Here is a 14,502-nt window from a genome sequence, read left to right as displayed (position 1 = left end):
CACCCCTGATCATCAGGCTGAACGGATGCCCCAGCTGAGCTCCCAGCGCTCCCCCGGCGCCAGCCAGCGCAGCCCCTGCCCGCTGTTCAGCGCGTTCGCCGGTGCGGTCATCGGCTCGATCGCGACGGCCCGCCGCGGCCCGTCGATCGACGCGAAGGCGGGCGGGGTGAACACCTGCGCGTAGCCGAAGGAGGCGTCGGCCCAGAGCTCGACCGCACGGCCGTCGGGGGCCTCGACCCGGTGCCGGCTCCGGCCATCCGTCACCCGCACCCCGCCGTAGCCCTGGTCCATGGTGAGGTCGCCGATGCGTCGCCCGGCCGTCAGGTCGTACGCGGTGCCGGCGACGGGCTCCTCCGACACGGGGATCTGCGCGTCGTCGGTGACGAACCGGGTGCTCGCGTCGACGGTGAGGGTCAGTTCCTCGACGGGCACGTCGCCGACCCTGAGATAAGGATGCGCGCCCACTGCCACGGGCGCCGCCGACGCCGAGGCGTTCGAGAGCGTGTGCGTCACCGTCAGACCGTCGTCGGTCAGCCGGTGCTCGACGGTCGTGTCGACGAGGAACGGGTAGCCGTGCTGCGGGTGCACGGTCGCCGCCTGCAGCACCCGGTGCGGCTCCTGCTCGAGCACGCGGTACGCGGTGTTCCGCAGCAGTCCGTGGATGGCGTTGCCCGCCTTCGGCTCCGTCAGGTCGAGCTGCTGCGGCTCTCCGTCGAGCGTCCACCGCCCGCCCGCGACCCGGTTCGGCCACGGAACGAGCACGATGCCGGCGCCGCCCGGCGGGATGACCGATTCGGCGAACGGCTCGACGAGGTCGACGCCGTCGATCGAGAGCGAGCGGATGCCCGCCGCCACCTCGGTGACGACGGCGACCACCCGGCGCCCCTCGGCCTCGAGCTCGAGGCGGTACTGGTCTCCGGTGGGTGCGCGCATGGCTCCACCCTAGGACGGCCACCCCGACCCGAGGAGGCCCCGAGCCGGCCCCGCCCGGCCGACAGGCGGGCCGAGCTCAGCGCGCCCGGCGCTCCGCCTCGTCGATCACGTTGGCCAGCAGCATCGCCCGCGTCATCGGCCCGACCCCGCCGGGAACCGGCGAGAGGTAGCCCGCCACCGACGCGACACCGGGGTCGACGTCGCCGATCAGTCGCGCCTTGCCCGTCTCCTCGTTCACCACGCGCGTGATACCCACGTCGAGAACGGCGGCGCCGGGCTTCACCCAGTCGGGCTGGATGAGACCGGGCACGCCCACGGCGGCGACCACCACATCCGCCCGCCGCACCTCGGCGGCCAGGTCGGTGGTGCGCGAGTGGGTGAGGGTGACGGTGGCGTCGACGCCCTTGCGCGTCAGCAGCAGACCGAGCGGACGCCCGACCGTGAGGCCGCGGCCGACGACCACGACGTGCCTGCCCGCCAGCGGCACATCGTAGCGGCCGAGCATCTCGACGATGCCGGCCGGGGTGCAGGGCAGCGGCGAGTCGAGCTCGCCGCCGACACCGAGCACCAGGCGGCCGAGGTTGGTGGGGTGCAGGCCGTCGGCGTCCTTCGCGGGATCGATCAGCTCGAGCATCGCGTTCTCGTCGATGCCGTTCGGCAGCGGCAGCTGCACGATGTAGCCCGTGACGGAGTCGTCGCCGTTCAGCTGCTCGATGGCCGCCCGCACGTCGGCCTCGGTCGCCGTGTCGGGCAGGTCGACCCGCACCGACTCGATGCCGACCTCGGCGCAGTCGCGGTGCTTGCCGGCGACGTAGGAGATCGACCCGGGGTCGGAGCCGACGAGCAGCGTGCCGAGCCCCGGGTGGATGCCGCGGGAGCGCAGGGCGTCGACCCGCGCGCGGATCTCGTCCTTCAACGCGGTCGCGGTGGCGACCCCGTCGAGGCGCTCGGCTACCACTGCTCGAGGCCCGGGTAGAGCGGGAAGCCGTCGGTCAGCGTGAGCACGCGGGCACGCAGCGATTCGACGTCGGGCTCGGGCTTCAGCGCGGTGGCGATGATGTCGGCCACCTCGGTGAACTCGACGTCGCCGAAGCCGCGGGTGGCAAGGGCGGGCGTGCCGATGCGGAGGCCGGAGGTGACCATCGGCGGGCGCGGGTCGAAGGGCACCGAGTTGCGGTTCACGGTGATGCCCACCTCGTGCAGGATGTCCTCGGCCTGCTGGCCGTCGAGCTCCGAGGTGCGGAGGTCGGCGAGCACGAGGTGCACGTCGGTGCCCCCGGTGAGCACGTCGACGCCGGCGCCGCGGGTGTCGTCGGCGATGAGGCGCTCGGCCAGGATGCGCGCGCCGCTGAGGGTGCGCACCTGACGATCTTTGAACTCCGGCTCGGCCGCGAGCTTGAACGCGGTGGCCTTGGCGGCGATGACGTGCATCAGCGGGCCGCCCTGCTGGCCCGGGAAGACGTTCGAGTTCAGCTTCTTCGCCAGCTCGGTGTCGCGGCTGATGATGAAGCCGGAGCGGGGGCCGCCGATGGTCTTGTGCACGGTCGACGAGACGACGTCGGCGAAGGGCACGGGCGAGGGGTGCAGGCCCGCGGCCACGAGGCCGGCGAAGTGCGCCATGTCGACCCAGAGCTTCGCGCCCACCTCGTCGGCGATGGCGCGGAAGGCCGCGAAGTCGAGCTGGCGGGGGTAGGCCGACCAGCCGGCGATGATGACCTGCGGCTTGTGCTCGAGGGCCTTGTCGCGCACCACGTTCATGTCGACGAGGAAGGTCTCGGGGTCGACGCCGTAGGAGACGGCGTTGTAGAGCTTGCCCGAGAAGTTGAGCTTCATGCCGTGGGTGAGGTGGCCGCCGTGCGCGAGCTCGAGACCGAGGATGGTGTCGCCCGGGGTCGCGATGGCCGAGAGCACCGCCGCGTTGGCGGTGGCACCGGAGTGGGGCTGCACGTTGGCGTACTCGGCGCCGAACAGCGACTTGGCGCGGGCGATGGCCAGCTCCTCGGCGATGTCGACGAACTCGCAGCCCCCGTAGTAGCGGCGGCCGGGGTACCCCTCGGCGTACTTGTTGGTGAGCACCGAGCCCTGCGACTCGAGCACGGCGCGGGGCACGAAGTTCTCGGAGGCGATCATCTCGAGGGTGCCGCGCTGGCGGCCGAGCTCGAGCTTCAGCACCTCGGCGATCTCGGGATCGACCTCGGCCAGGGGCAGGTTGAAGGTGTCGGACATGACGGGCTCCTTTTGGCGTGACGGACGTGAAGGGGAGGATTCGTATCGACCCAGGCGCGCGGCCGAATCCCTGTCCGTCGCTTCCCGATGGTGACCATCTGAACGCCAGTTGCGACGGGGTCAGCTTACCTCAGGAGCGGGCTGCGCGGCGAGTGATCATCGGGGTCGCGAGCAGCAGCGAGGCGCCGATCACGATGGCCACGAGGTCGACCCAGGGCAGCACCTCGAGCCCGAAGGTGTCGAGGAAGAGAGCCCCCACGACCGCCCCGAGGCCGATGCCGACGTTGAAGGCCGTCGAGTAGAACGCGCTGGCGGCGTCGCGGATGGCCGGGTCGGCGACGTGCATCAGCCGGGTGGCCATGAGCGTCGGGATGATGCCGAAGACGACGCCCCAGAGCGCGAAGGAGCCGATCGCGATCACCGGGTTCGCGGTGAAGACCGAGAGCACGAGCACCGAGGCTGCGGTGACGGCCAGCGAGACGAGCAGCCCGGTCGACGGCCGCTTGCCGAAGACGGAGCCGGCGATGATCAGCCCGAGGGCCCCGGCCACGCCGTAGACGAGCAGCAGCAGGCCGACGTCGCCCTCGGCCACGCCCATCCGGTCGATCATGAACGGCGCGATGTAGGTGTAGAAGGAGTAGTGCCCGACGGTGACGACGGCGGCGAAGATGCAGACCAGGGCCACGGCGGGGATGCTGTCGTTCCAGACGAAGCGGCGTCGGCGGCCGGAGTCGGTGAGCCGCGCATCCTGGACCGCGTGCTTCAGGTGGTCGACCCGGGGCAGCATGAACCAAAGCAGCACGGCACCGAGGAGCGCCAGGAGGCCCACGGCGAGGAACGGGATGCGCCAGCCGAAGGCGTGGCCGACCGCGGTGGCCAGCGGCACGCCGAGCACGAACGCGAGGGTTCCGCCGCCGGTGGTGAGGGCGACCGCGCGGCCGATCTGCTCCTTGGGCACGAGGTGCGCGGAGTAGGCGCCGACGACGCCCCAGAACACGCCGTGCGCCATGCCGCCGATGATGCGCACGACGACGAGGAACTCGTAGCTCGGCGCCATCGAGGCCAGAACGCTGGTGACGGCGACCACGACGAGCACGCCGACGAGCAGCAGGTGCCGGGGCACCCGGCGGAAGAGCAGGCTGAGCGGCACGCTCGTGAGCACGACCGCGAAGGCGAAGAAGCTGATCAGCAGACCGGTCTGGGACTCGGTGACGCCGAGGCTCGTGCTCATCTCGGGCAGGAGGCCCGTCGGGATCATCTCGGCGGTGACCGAGAGGAAGACGGCGGTCGCCAGGACGATCAGACCGCCCCAGGGGAAGCGCTTGACGACCGGGATCGACCCGGTCTGCGGCAGAAATGTGGTCACAGCAGTGCGCACCATTCGAAGACATCTCGAAATTCGGCGGACAGAGGAGGCTCGAGTGCCTGTTCCTGACGACCTGAAGCGCCGTGGCCAGGTCGACTCGGGGCGAATCGACTTCTCTCGCAGACGGCGACGACTTCGTACATGCCCGTGGCCGGACGATGACCGCGCGACCATTCACTATTCTAGCGGAGAGCCCGTTCCAGGCAAGAGGAGATCCGATGTCGCTGCCGAGAAACCACTGGGTGCTGACGTTCGTCTGCGCCGACCTCCCCGGGATCGTGCACGCGGTCAGCGGCGCGGTGGTCGAGTCGGGCGGCAACATCACCGAGAGCCAGCAGTTCTCCTCCTCCGACACGGGCCGCTTCTTCATGCGCCTGCAGGTCGAGTCGGAGGCGGGCCGCGAGGTGTTCGAGGCCGCCCTCGCCGCCGTCGTCGAGCGCTACGCGATGGACTGGCGGCTCGACACCGTCGGCCGGCCGCTGCGCACCCTCGTGCTCGGCTCGACGGCGGCGCACTGCGTGAACGACCTGCTGTTCCGGCGCCGTGCGGGGCAGCTGCCCGTCGAGATCCCGCTGGTGCTGTCGAACCACGGCGCGCTCCGCGACCTCGCCGGCTTCTACGACGTGCCGTTCGAGTCGCTGCCGGTCACCTCGCCCGAGTCGAAGGCCGCGTTCGAGCGGCGCGTGCTCGAGGTCGTCGAGGAGCACGACATCGAGCTCGTGGTGCTGGCCCGCTACATGCAGATCGTCTCGCCCGAGCTGTGCGAGCGGCTGGCGGGGCGGATGATCAACATCCACCACTCCTTCCTGCCGGGCTTCAAGGGCGCGAACCCCTACAAGCAGGCGCACGCCCGCGGGGTGAAGCTCATCGGCGCCACCGCGCACTTCGTCACCAGCGACCTCGACGAGGGCCCGATCATCGAGCAGAACGTGGTGCGCGTCGACCACACCCGCACGCCGTCGGAGCTCGTGGCGATAGGGCAGGACGAGGAGAGCCGCACCCTGACCACGGCCGTGACCTGGTTCGCCGAGCACCGCGTGCTCCTCGACGGCGCCCGCACCATCATCTTCCGCTAGCAGCGGTCGGGGCCAGGATGCGGGCGCCGGCCCTCAGCGGCGGACGCGGAGGTGGGTGACGCCGCCGTCGACCTCGAGGGCCGTGCCCGTCGTGGAGGCCGAGAGCGGGCTCGCGAGGTAGAGGATGGCCTGGGCGACCTCATCGGGCGAGACCATGCGGCCGGTGGCCTGGCGGGCGTCGAGGGCCGCGCGCTCGGCGACCGGGTCGTCGAAGCCCTGCAGCATCCGCTCGACGAACGGGGTCGCGACGGTGCCGGGGCTGACGGCGTTGACGCGCACGCCCTCGGCCACATGGTCGGTGGCCATGGCGAACGTGAGCGCCAGCACCGCACCCTTCGACGCCGAGTAGAGCGCGCGGTCGGGCAGGCCGTTCAGCGCCGCGATCGAGCAGAGGTTGACGATCGCGGCGTGCTCGGAGCGGCGGAGCCACGGCAGCGCGGCGGCCGAGACGCGGGCCATGCCCACGACGTTCACGTCGAGCACGCGGGCCCACTGCTCGTCGTCGTTCTGCTCCACGGTGCCCACGGCGCTGATGCCCGCGTTGTTCACCACGATGTCGATGCCGCCGAGGGCCTCGGCCGCGGCGTCGACGGCCTGCTGCACCGAGGCGCGGTCGGTCACGTCGGCGGTGACGAGCACGGCTCCCTCGGGCGCTCCCTCGGTGGCGCGATCGAGCACGGCGACGCGGGCGCCGGCGGCGAGCAGCGCGGTCGCGGTGGAGGCCCCGATTCCGGATGCGCCTCCCGTGACGATCGCGGTCAGCCCCTCGAAGACGCCGCTCATGCCTGCACCAGCGTCTGCTCGGCGCGGCCGAGGCCGTCGATCTCGAGGGCGACGGTGGATCCGGCGCGGAGGTACGGGTTGCCCGGGATGCCGAGGGCGACACCGGCGGGGGTGCCGGTGTTGATCAGGTCGCCGGGACGGAGGACCATGAACTGGCTGAGGTACCAGATGACGTGGTCGATGCCGAAGATCATGTTCGCCGTCGAGCCGTTCTGGCGCTGCACGCCGTCGACCCAGAGCCGCAGACCGAGGTTCTGCGGGTCGTCGACCTCGTCGGCGGTGACCAGGACCGGACCGAGGGGGTTGAAGGTCTCGCAGCTCTTGCCCTTGTCCCACTGGCCGCCGCGCTCGAGCTGGAACTCCCGCTCGGACACGTCATGCGAGAGCACGTACCCGGCGATGTGCCTGCGGGCGTCGGCCGGGGAGTCGAGGTACCGGGCGGTCTCGCCGATCACGACGCCGAGCTCGACCTCCCAGTCGGTCTTGGTCGAGCCGCGCGGGATGAGCACCTCGTCGAAGGGGCCGACGATGGTCGACGGGTCCTTCATGAAGACGACGGGTTCGGCCGGGTAGGCGGCCCCGGTCTCGTCGGCGTGGTCGCGGTAGTTCAGGCCGATGCAGACGATCTTGCCGGGCGCCGCCAGCGGGGCACCGACACGGCCGCCGGCGGGCAGCTCGGGGAGGGAGCCCGCGGTCACGGCGGCAGCGGCCGCCTCGAGCCCTCCGGTGAGGAAGGCCCCGTCGATGTCACGGGTGACCGTCGAGAGGTCGTAGTGGATCCCGTCGATCTCGACCGCGGGGGTCTCGTGTCCGGGGGCGCCGATACGGCTGAATCTCATCGCGTGCTGTCCTTCGTCGGAGTAGGGGTGGTCGGTGATGCGGGCGGTCGCGGGGCGAGCCCCGCCTCGTCGAGCTCGTTCCAGAGCTCGTCGGGGATGGTGACGGCGAAGCGCTCGGCGGTCGAGGCGGCCTGGGCCGCCGTGCGCACGCCGGCGACGACGCTGACGACACCGGGGAAGCCGAGCGGGTACTGCAGCGCAGCGGCCGGGAGGGAGACGCCGTACCGTGCGCAGACCTCGGCGATGTCACGGGCCTTCTGCAGCAGCTCGGCGGGGGCCTGCGCGTAGTCGAAGGTCGCGGCCTCCGGAACCCGGTCGCTGCTGAGCAGCCCCGAGTTGAACGGCGCCGCCGCCACGACGCCGACGCCGCGGGCGACCGCGAGCGGCAGCAGCTCGTCGGAGGCGCCCTGGTCGAGCAGCGTCAGCCGGCCGGCGGCCATCACGACGTCGACGTCGGTGCGGCGCACGAACTCGGCGAGCATCGCCGACTGGTTCATGCCGGCGCCGATGGCTCCGACGACGCCCTGCTCGCGCAGCTCGACGAGGGTGTCGACGCCGGTGGTCGACGCGGCCTCCCAGTGGTCGTCGGGGTCGTGCAGGTACGCGATGTCGAGCCGGTCGGTGCCGAGCCGGGCGAGGCTCGCCTCGACCGAGCGCAGGATGCCGTCACGGCTGTAGTCCCAGACCCGGCGGGTGGCGGCCGGCACCACGAAGCCCTCGTCGTCCAGCCGGTCGGCGGTCTCGGGGCTGTCGACGAGCAGCTTGCCGACCTTGGAGGAGAGCACGATCTCGTCGCGCGTGCCGGTGGCGGCGAGCGCCGCCCCGAGCCGCCGCTCGGAGAGCCCGAGGCCGTAGTGCGGCGCGGTGTCGAAGTAGCGCACGCCGCCGGCGAAGCCGGCGTCGTACGCGCCCGCGGCCTCCTCGTCGGTGGTCTCCTTGAACAGGTTGCCGAACTGGGCGGTGCCGAGGCCGAGCTCGGTCAGCGCGAGACCGGTGCGGAGGGAGCGGGTCTTCACAGAACGGCCTCCACGGAGACGGTCTCGGCGGTCTCGGCGGTCTCGGCGGTCGCGGGAGCCAGCGCGCGGCTCCAGTAGCCGCCGTCGGGGAAGGAGTACTCCGCCACGGACTCTTCGTACATCTCCGCAGAGTACCCCGGGAGGCCCGGGAGCACGTAGTTCCCGTCGACGACGATGCAGGGATCGGTGAAGTGCTCGTGCAGGTGATCGACGTACTCGGTCACCCGGCCCTCGAGCGATCCCGAGACGGCCACGTAGTCGAAGATCGAGAGGTGCTGCACGAGCTCGCAGAGCCCGACGCCGCCGGCGTGCGGGCAGACCGGCACGCCGAACTTCTTGGCCATCAGGTACACGGCGAGGATCTCGTTGATCGACGCCAGCCGGGCCGAGTCGAGCTGGCAGAAGTCGATCGCCTCGGCCTGGAACATCTGCTTGAACAGCACCCGGTTCATGCCGTGCTCGCCGGTGGCGACACCGATCGGCGCGACCGCTCGGCGCACGGCGGCGTGGCCGAGCACGTCGTCGGGGCTCGTGGGCTCCTCGATCCACAGCGGCTTGAACTCGGCGAGGCGGTTCACCCACTCGATCGCCTCCGGCACGTCCCAGACCTGGTTCGCGTCGATCATCAGGTTCGCATCCCAGCCGATCACCTCGCGGGCGATGCCGAGGCGGCGGATGTCGTCCTCGAGGTTCGCGCCGACCTTGAGCTTCAGGTGCCGGTAGCCCTCGTCGACCGACTCCTGCAGCAGGCGGCGCAGCTTGTCGTCGCTGTAGCCCAGCCAGCCGGCGCTGGTGGTGTAGCAGGGGTAGCCGCCGCGCTGCTCGAGCTCGGCGATCCGCTGTCCGCGGGTCGGCTCCAGCTCGCGCAGCATCTCGAGCGCCTCGTCGCGGGTCAGCGCATCCGAGAGGTACTGCAGGTCGGCCACGTCGACGAGCTCCTCGGGGCTCATCTCGGCGAGCATCCGCCACAGGGGCTTGCCGGCCTTGCGGGCGGCGAGGTCCCAGACGGCGTTCATCACGGCCGCCATGGCGAGGTGTTCGACACCCTTCTCCGGGCCGAGCCAGCGCAGCTGCGAGTCGGACTTCAGCGAGCGGTAGGTGGCACCGAGGTCCCCCACCATCTCGTCGACGTCCCGGCCGATCAGCGGCAGGGCGCGCTGACGCGAGGCCTCGACGCAGAGGTCGTTGCCGCGGCCGATGGTGAAGGTGAAGCCGTGGCCGCGGAGATCGCCGTCGGTGCGGAGCACGACGTAGGCGGCGGAGTAGTCGCCGTCCTTGTTCATGGCGTCGGAGCCGTCCTGGCTGAGGGAGGTGGGGAAGCGGACGTCGTAGACGTCCACGCCGGTGATGATCGTCATCAGTGTGAACCGTTCGGTCGAAGGGGTGAAGAAAAGGGGGGTGTCGGTCAGTCGGTGTGGAAGACCTCGGGGAGCTCCTGCCACCACTCCCCCGGCGCCCGGCTCTCGAGCGGGCGCTGCAACGGCTCCTGCACGGCCCACCAGCGCTGCGTCGCCTCGTCGGCGGCGATCGCGGCCATGTCGGCCTCGTAGTCGTCGCCCGTGTACTCGAAGTACGAGAACAGCAGGGCCCCGAAGCGGTAGATCGAGTAGTTGTGCACGTGGCTCTCGGCGAGCCGCGCCAGCACCTCCGGCCAGACGGCGGCGTGGTGGGCCTCGTACTCCTCGCGGTTCTCGGGCGGCAGCCCGATCACCGAGGCGACCCGCTTCACGAGGTCACCGTCACGCGGAGCGGCACGCCCTCGCGCTCGTCCGATTCGTAGGCCGCCTCGACGACCGCCATGGTGTGCAGCACGTCGTCCACCGAGGTCGGCAACGAGTCGACCGAGCCCTCGACGTAGCGCTGCAGTGCGCCCATCGAGCCGATGAAGGCGTCGGGGAACCACGAGCCCTCGAACGGCAGCGGAGTCCAGCCCTTCTCGCCGGCGACGGCGAGCTCGAGCGAGTCCTCGCGGCCCCGCGGGTAGTCGAGCAGCAGGCCGAGCTGCGCGCGGATCGCGCCCCTCGTGCCCTCCCACTTGATGAAGCTCTCCTCGTGGGCCGGCCCGTAGTCGTGGTCGTGGTTCGTGCTCACGACGGCCCGCAGATCGCGACCCCGATAGCGCAGGATGATCGTGGACCGCGTCGTGGCGATCTCGGGCTTCCCGGGGTGTCGCCGGGTCACCGCGCTGACGCCGTCGGGGTCGCCGAAGAACGAGCGCACGAGGTCGAGGTAGTGCACGCTGTGCATCGTCAGCTCGAGCCGCTCCATCCCGAACACGTGCGGGAAGAGGTGCCACGGGGTGTCGACCGACACCCGCACCTCCATGTCGTGCACCTCGCCGATGGTGCCCGCGGCGATCAGCCGGCGGGCCTCGGCGACGTAGGGCGCGAAGCGGAGCTGGGTGTTCACCGCGGCCACGAGGCCCTTGCGCCGGCAGAGGGCGGCGAGCGCCTCCCCCTGCTCGAGGCTGTGGCCGAGCGGCTTCTGGATGAGCACGGGAGATCCGTCGGGCAGGGCCTCGAGGGCCGCCTCGTACTGCTCCGGCATCAGCGCGATGTCGTAGACCGCGTCGGCCGGGGCCTCGGCGACGGCCGCCTCGACGGTGCCGAAGACGTGCTCGATGCCGAACTCGGCGGCGAGGGCATCCGCTCTCTGCACCGTGCGGTTGACGATGCCCCAGACCGGGTAGCCCGCCTTGCGGTAGGCCGGGAGGTGCGCGTCCTTGACGATGCCGCCGGCACCGATGACGACGATGGGTCTCGGATGCACGGGCAGCTCGAGCGTGTAGGCCGCGGCCGGGTGGCGCTCGGGCAGGTCATCGCGTTCGGGCAGGTCGCCGCGCATCCGCTCGTCGCTCATCCCTTCACCGCCCCGATGGTCTGGCCCCGCACCAGGAAGCGCTGGGCCCCGATGAACATCGCCAGCAGCGGCACCATCGAGATGACCGTCGCGAGTGCGAGCTGCGGCAGGTAGAGCTTCACGTCGAGGCCGGCGGCCACGGTGGCGTTGAACAGCGGGCTGGCGCCGATGAGCTCCTGGATGCCGATGGAGATCGTCTTGTTCTGCTGGCTCGAGGTGAGCAGCGCGAGCGGCAGGAAGAAGTTCGTCCAGTTCGCGACGAAGCTGAAGAACGCGACCAGCGCGATGGCCTGCTTCGAGATGGGCAGGGCGATCTCGAAGAAGGTGCGCAGCTCGCTCAGCCCGTCAATGCGGGCCGCCTCGACCAGCTCGTGCGGCATCGTCGTCATGAAGTGGATGTACGACAGGTAGACGCCGAACGGGTAGAAGCCCATGATCACCGCGACCGGCCAGAGCTGGCCCACCGCGTTGATGGCGTTCACCTCGAGGAAGATCGGGATGACGAGCACGGTGTTCGGCATCACCATGGCGAGCAGCGTCGCGATCAGGAACGCCTTGCGGAAGCGGAAGCGCAGCCGGGCGAACGCGTAGCCCGCCGGGATGGCCGCGACCAGCGCGAGCGCCGCGCCGCCGACCGAGACGATGGCCGAGTTGATCATCCACTGCTGGAAGAGCCCACCGTTGCCGGGGCCGAAGCCGGTGATCTGGTTCCAGCTGTAGACGATGTTCTCCCACGACATGCCGCCGAGGTTGAGGAAGCCGCTGGCGCCCGACTCGATGTTCTCCTGGCTGCCGAAGGCGAGGGCGATGAAGCCGATGATCGGCAGCAGGAAGGCGGCCGCGATCACGACCATCACGACGATGCGGGCGATGCGGCCGGCGTTCCACCGGTGCGAGCCGACGACGCGGGGGACGTCACTCACGCGAGTCGCACTGACGCGGGTCATGCGGTCCTCCTCTCCTTGCGCTGGGCGCGGGTCGTGCGGGTGCTGGTCTCGTCGCCGAACAGTCCGCTGCGGGTGACGATGATCAGGCCGATGCCGAGCGTGATCAGCAGCAGGATGATCGACAGGGCGGCCGCGGCGGGGAAGTTGCGGTTGGTGAACGCGAACGCGTAGCCGAGCTGCGTGGGCGCCCACTCGGCGACCACCGAGCCCGAGGAGATCTGCCTCAGCAGGTAGGGCTCGAGGAAGAGCTGGAAGCCGTAGGCCAGGTTCATCAGGGCCGCGTAGCCGACCCAGGGGCGGATGAGCGGGAGCTTGACGTGCCAGGCGAGCTGCCAGGCGTTCGCCCCGTCGATGCGCGCGGCCTCGAGCACCTCGTCGGAGATGCCGTTCAGGCCGCCGTTGACCACGACGATCCAGGTGCCGATGCCCTGGAAGAACAGCATCGCGGTGAGGATGAAGGGCATGTTGCCCGGCGTGATGACCTCTTTGTAGGTGCTCGCACCGAGGCCCTGCCAGAGGAAGGCGATGGGCGAGTTGACCGGGTCGATCAGGTAGACCCAGAGCACGAAGTTCGCGATGCCGCCGAGGGCGCCCGGGATGTAGTAGACGAAGCGCATCGCGCCGCCGAAGCGACCGGGGCTGGCGTGGATGAGCAGCGCCAGGGCCACGATGCCGAGGATCATGATCGGCAGCCAGATGGCCATCAGTGTGAAGATGTTGATGAACGTCGACCAGAAGCGGTAGTCGCCGACCACGGTCGCGAACGACTCGAGGCCGCCGAAGCCCGAGGTCGGGTTCACCAGCGACGGCGCCCGCTGCAGGCTGATGACGAAGGCGTAGCCGATCGGGATGGCCGCGGCGACGAGGAAGAGCACGGTGTAGGGCGCCAGCAGCACCCAGGCCCCGAGGGTCTCGTCGCGGCGGAGCCACGAGCGGCGGCGGCGGGCGGTGGTGCCCGCGCCCCTGGTGTCGGAGGGGGCGGCGGTCTTCGCGCGCTCCTCCAGGAGGTGATTGGTCACAGTGTTCCCCTGTGGCGGGCGCCGGCCGAGGGCCGGCGCCCGCCCGCTCGGTGTTCGGCTACTCGGCCACGACCGTGTAGCCGACGGACTTGGCCTGGTTGACGAGCTCGTCGCCGAACGCCTTGATGGCGTCCGTGGCGGAGCCTCCGCCGATCAGCGTCGAGGGCACCGTCTGGGTCCAGACCGAACCGGTGTCGTACAGCATGTACGAGTAGGGCTGCACGACTCCGAGAGCGCTCTTGAACGCCTCCTGCGTCGTCGCGACGTCGGCGAAGTAGGCGTCGTCGGCGATCTTCGCCAGCCAGTCCTCCTGCACCGGGCCGTAGCCGGGCAGGCCCGTGCTCAGGTCGACCTGCCAGCGCGGGTCGGTGGCGACGAACTTCGCGAAGGTGAGCGTGTTCTCGAGCTGCTTGCCGGTGATGTGCGAGGAGACGCCCCAGAGGCCGCCGCCCTCGTTGCCCGTCGAGGGCTCCGACTCGCCGTCCCACTTCAGCGGGGCGACCGCGGTCATCTGGCCGGCCGGGATCTTCCAGGTGTCGCGGAAGAGGTAGTTGCCCCACCACACTGCCCCGGGGCTCATCACCAGGTTGGCTCCGGCCTCGGCGGCGTCGCCGTCGAAGATGCCCTGGGTCGAGAGGGCTCCGCCGGCCTGCATCTGGTCGAGCAGCTCGGTGGCGCGCACGCAGTTCGGGTCGGAGAGGTCGATGTGCGCCTCCGACTCCGAGACGCGGTCGTTCGTGGGGCAGCCCGCGGCCTGCAGGTAGCGGTTGACCGCGTAGGCGTCGCCGAGGAAGCCGGAGATCTTGCCCGGGTTCTCCTGGGCGATCTTGACGGACAGCTCGCCGTACTCCTCCCACGTGGTGGGCACGGTGTAGCCCTTCTCGTCGAAGAAGGCCTTGTTGTACCAGAACACGTCGGGGGCGGCGTCGTTGCGGAGGCAGCGGATGGCCCCGTCGATGTCGCAGAACGAGATGACCGCGGGGTCGTAGCCCTCGATCGTGTCGGGCATCAGCTCGCCGAGGTCGGCGGCGTAGTTGCTCGTGGAGTTCGTGGCCCAGGCGATGTCGTCGTTCGAGGGGAAGAAGATGGCGTCGGGCCAGCCCTTCCCGGCCGAGTCGAAGTTCGCGAAGGCCTGACGCACGGTCTGGCCTCCGACCGTTCCGTCGATCTGCACGATGTCGATCTCGATGTCGGGGTAGGCCTCCTTGAAGGCCTCGGCCGCGGGCACCCGAGGCGGGTCGACCCAGACCGTGATCTTGCCGCCGGAGTCGGTCTGAGCGCCCCCGGTCGTCGTGGTTCCACCACTCGCGCAGCCCGCCATCAGAAGGGCGGTTGCGGCAAGGGCGACACCTGCTGTGAGGAATCTTGTTGTCTTCATTGACACTCCCTGTTGAGAGCAGTGCGGGCAAGGGGCCGAACACTGCGGTTTGCCTGGCGA

The 14,502-nt window shown here is 70.6% G+C and carries 14 protein-coding genes and 1 riboswitch; of the genes, 1 reads left to right on the top strand and 13 read right to left on the bottom strand.

Annotation, left to right across the window (positions count from 1 at the left end; genetic code table 11):
- Positions 1–12: 12 nt before the first annotated feature.
- The 4 genes from BJ984_RS07805 to BJ984_RS07790 form a co-directional block, all read right to left on the bottom strand.
- A complete protein-coding gene (locus tag BJ984_RS07805) occupies positions 13–933 on the bottom strand; it encodes an aldose 1-epimerase family protein (protein WP_179547525.1) in 921 nt (306 codons plus the stop codon).
- A gap of 76 nt (positions 934–1,009) precedes the next feature.
- Complete coding sequence (locus BJ984_RS07800) at positions 1,010–1,891, bottom strand: bifunctional methylenetetrahydrofolate dehydrogenase/methenyltetrahydrofolate cyclohydrolase (RefSeq protein ID WP_179547524.1); 882 nt, start codon at positions 1,889–1,891, stop codon at positions 1,010–1,012.
- Complete coding sequence (gene glyA, locus BJ984_RS07795) at positions 1,885–3,159, bottom strand: serine hydroxymethyltransferase (protein WP_179547523.1); 1,275 nt, start codon at positions 3,157–3,159, stop codon at positions 1,885–1,887. The genes BJ984_RS07800 and glyA overlap by 7 nt, the downstream gene beginning before the upstream one ends.
- Positions 3,160–3,200: 41 nt before the next feature.
- Positions 3,201–3,282, bottom strand: a riboswitch (ZMP/ZTP riboswitch).
- Positions 3,283–3,289: 7 nt separating this feature from the next.
- Positions 3,290–4,525 carry an MFS transporter gene (locus tag BJ984_RS07790; RefSeq protein ID WP_271206448.1) on the bottom strand — a complete coding sequence of 412 codons (1,236 nt, stop codon included), beginning with the start codon at positions 4,523–4,525 and terminating at the stop codon, positions 3,290–3,292.
- 218 nt (positions 4,526–4,743) lie between these two features.
- Here BJ984_RS07790 and purU point away from each other — a divergent pair, with 218 nt between their 5' ends.
- Positions 4,744–5,601 carry a formyltetrahydrofolate deformylase gene (purU, locus tag BJ984_RS07785; RefSeq protein ID WP_179547521.1) on the top strand — a complete coding sequence of 286 codons (858 nt, stop codon included), beginning with the start codon at positions 4,744–4,746 and terminating at the stop codon, positions 5,599–5,601.
- 33 nt (positions 5,602–5,634) lie between these two features.
- Here purU and BJ984_RS07780 read toward each other — a convergent pair whose 3' ends face one another.
- From BJ984_RS07780 to BJ984_RS07740, 9 genes are read right to left on the bottom strand one after another with little or no spacing between them, the layout of a single operon-like run.
- Entirely contained in the window at positions 5,635–6,384 is a 750-nt protein-coding gene (locus BJ984_RS07780; RefSeq protein WP_179547520.1) for an SDR family NAD(P)-dependent oxidoreductase, read from the bottom strand.
- The gene (locus BJ984_RS07775) at positions 6,381–7,223 is read right to left on the bottom strand and encodes a fumarylacetoacetate hydrolase family protein (RefSeq protein ID WP_179547519.1); all 843 of its coding nucleotides are present in this window, start codon (positions 7,221–7,223) and stop codon (positions 6,381–6,383) included. The genes BJ984_RS07780 and BJ984_RS07775 overlap by 4 nt, the downstream gene beginning before the upstream one ends.
- Complete coding sequence (locus BJ984_RS07770) at positions 7,220–8,239, bottom strand: aldo/keto reductase (RefSeq protein ID WP_179547518.1); 1,020 nt, start codon at positions 8,237–8,239, stop codon at positions 7,220–7,222. The genes BJ984_RS07775 and BJ984_RS07770 overlap by 4 nt, the downstream gene beginning before the upstream one ends.
- The gene (locus BJ984_RS07765) at positions 8,236–9,597 is read right to left on the bottom strand and encodes an L-fuconate dehydratase (RefSeq protein WP_179547517.1); all 1,362 of its coding nucleotides are present in this window, start codon (positions 9,595–9,597) and stop codon (positions 8,236–8,238) included. The genes BJ984_RS07770 and BJ984_RS07765 overlap by 4 nt, the downstream gene beginning before the upstream one ends.
- Before the next feature lie 47 nt (positions 9,598–9,644).
- Positions 9,645–9,968, bottom strand: coding sequence for an L-rhamnose mutarotase (locus BJ984_RS07760; protein ID WP_179547516.1), 324 nt, complete (start codon positions 9,966–9,968; stop codon positions 9,645–9,647).
- A complete protein-coding gene (locus BJ984_RS07755; protein WP_246306446.1) occupies positions 9,965–11,098 on the bottom strand; it encodes a Gfo/Idh/MocA family protein in 1,134 nt (377 codons plus the stop codon). The genes BJ984_RS07760 and BJ984_RS07755 overlap by 4 nt, the downstream gene beginning before the upstream one ends.
- Positions 11,095–12,045: a carbohydrate ABC transporter permease gene (locus BJ984_RS07750; protein WP_179547515.1), complete on the bottom strand. Its 951-nt coding sequence runs from the start codon at positions 12,043–12,045 to the stop codon at positions 11,095–11,097. Before BJ984_RS07750 ends, BJ984_RS07755 begins: the two co-directional genes overlap by 4 nt.
- Complete coding sequence (locus BJ984_RS07745) at positions 12,042–13,064, bottom strand: carbohydrate ABC transporter permease (RefSeq protein WP_179547514.1); 1,023 nt, start codon at positions 13,062–13,064, stop codon at positions 12,042–12,044. Before BJ984_RS07745 ends, BJ984_RS07750 begins: the two co-directional genes overlap by 4 nt.
- Positions 13,065–13,122: 58 nt before the next feature.
- On the bottom strand, positions 13,123–14,442 hold the full coding sequence (locus BJ984_RS07740) for an ABC transporter substrate-binding protein (protein WP_173183425.1): 1,320 nt from the start codon (positions 14,440–14,442) through the stop codon (positions 13,123–13,125).
- Positions 14,443–14,502: the final 60 nt, after the last annotated feature.

This window comes from Herbiconiux flava, from assembly GCF_013409865.1.
Classification (GTDB): domain Bacteria; phylum Actinomycetota; class Actinomycetes; order Actinomycetales; family Microbacteriaceae; genus Herbiconiux; species Herbiconiux flava.
The sequence above is the reverse complement of the archived record's forward strand: the minus strand, read 5'-3'. Positions and strand labels throughout refer to the sequence as shown.

Excerpts from the sequence above, each read along its gene's own strand:
- BJ984_RS07805 (WP_179547525.1), bottom strand. The coding sequence starts at position 933 with ATGCGCGCACCCACCGGAGACCAGTACCGCCTCGAGCTCGAGGCCGAG.
- glyA (WP_179547523.1), bottom strand. The coding sequence starts at position 3,159 with ATGTCCGACACCTTCAACCTGCCCCTGGCCGAGGTCGATCCCGAGATC.
- purU (WP_179547521.1), top strand. The coding sequence starts at position 4,744 with ATGTCGCTGCCGAGAAACCACTGGGTGCTGACGTTCGTCTGCGCCGAC.
- BJ984_RS07780 (WP_179547520.1), bottom strand. The coding sequence starts at position 6,384 with ATGAGCGGCGTCTTCGAGGGGCTGACCGCGATCGTCACGGGAGGCGCA.
- BJ984_RS07775 (WP_179547519.1), bottom strand. The coding sequence starts at position 7,223 with ATGAGATTCAGCCGTATCGGCGCCCCCGGACACGAGACCCCCGCGGTC.
- BJ984_RS07765 (WP_179547517.1), bottom strand. The coding sequence starts at position 9,597 with ATGACGATCATCACCGGCGTGGACGTCTACGACGTCCGCTTCCCCACC.
- BJ984_RS07755 (WP_246306446.1), bottom strand. The coding sequence starts at position 11,098 with ATGAGCGACGAGCGGATGCGCGGCGACCTGCCCGAACGCGATGACCTG.
- BJ984_RS07750 (WP_179547515.1), bottom strand. The coding sequence starts at position 12,045 with ATGACCCGCGTCAGTGCGACTCGCGTGAGTGACGTCCCCCGCGTCGTC.
- BJ984_RS07740 (WP_173183425.1), bottom strand. The coding sequence starts at position 14,442 with ATGAAGACAACAAGATTCCTCACAGCAGGTGTCGCCCTTGCCGCAACC.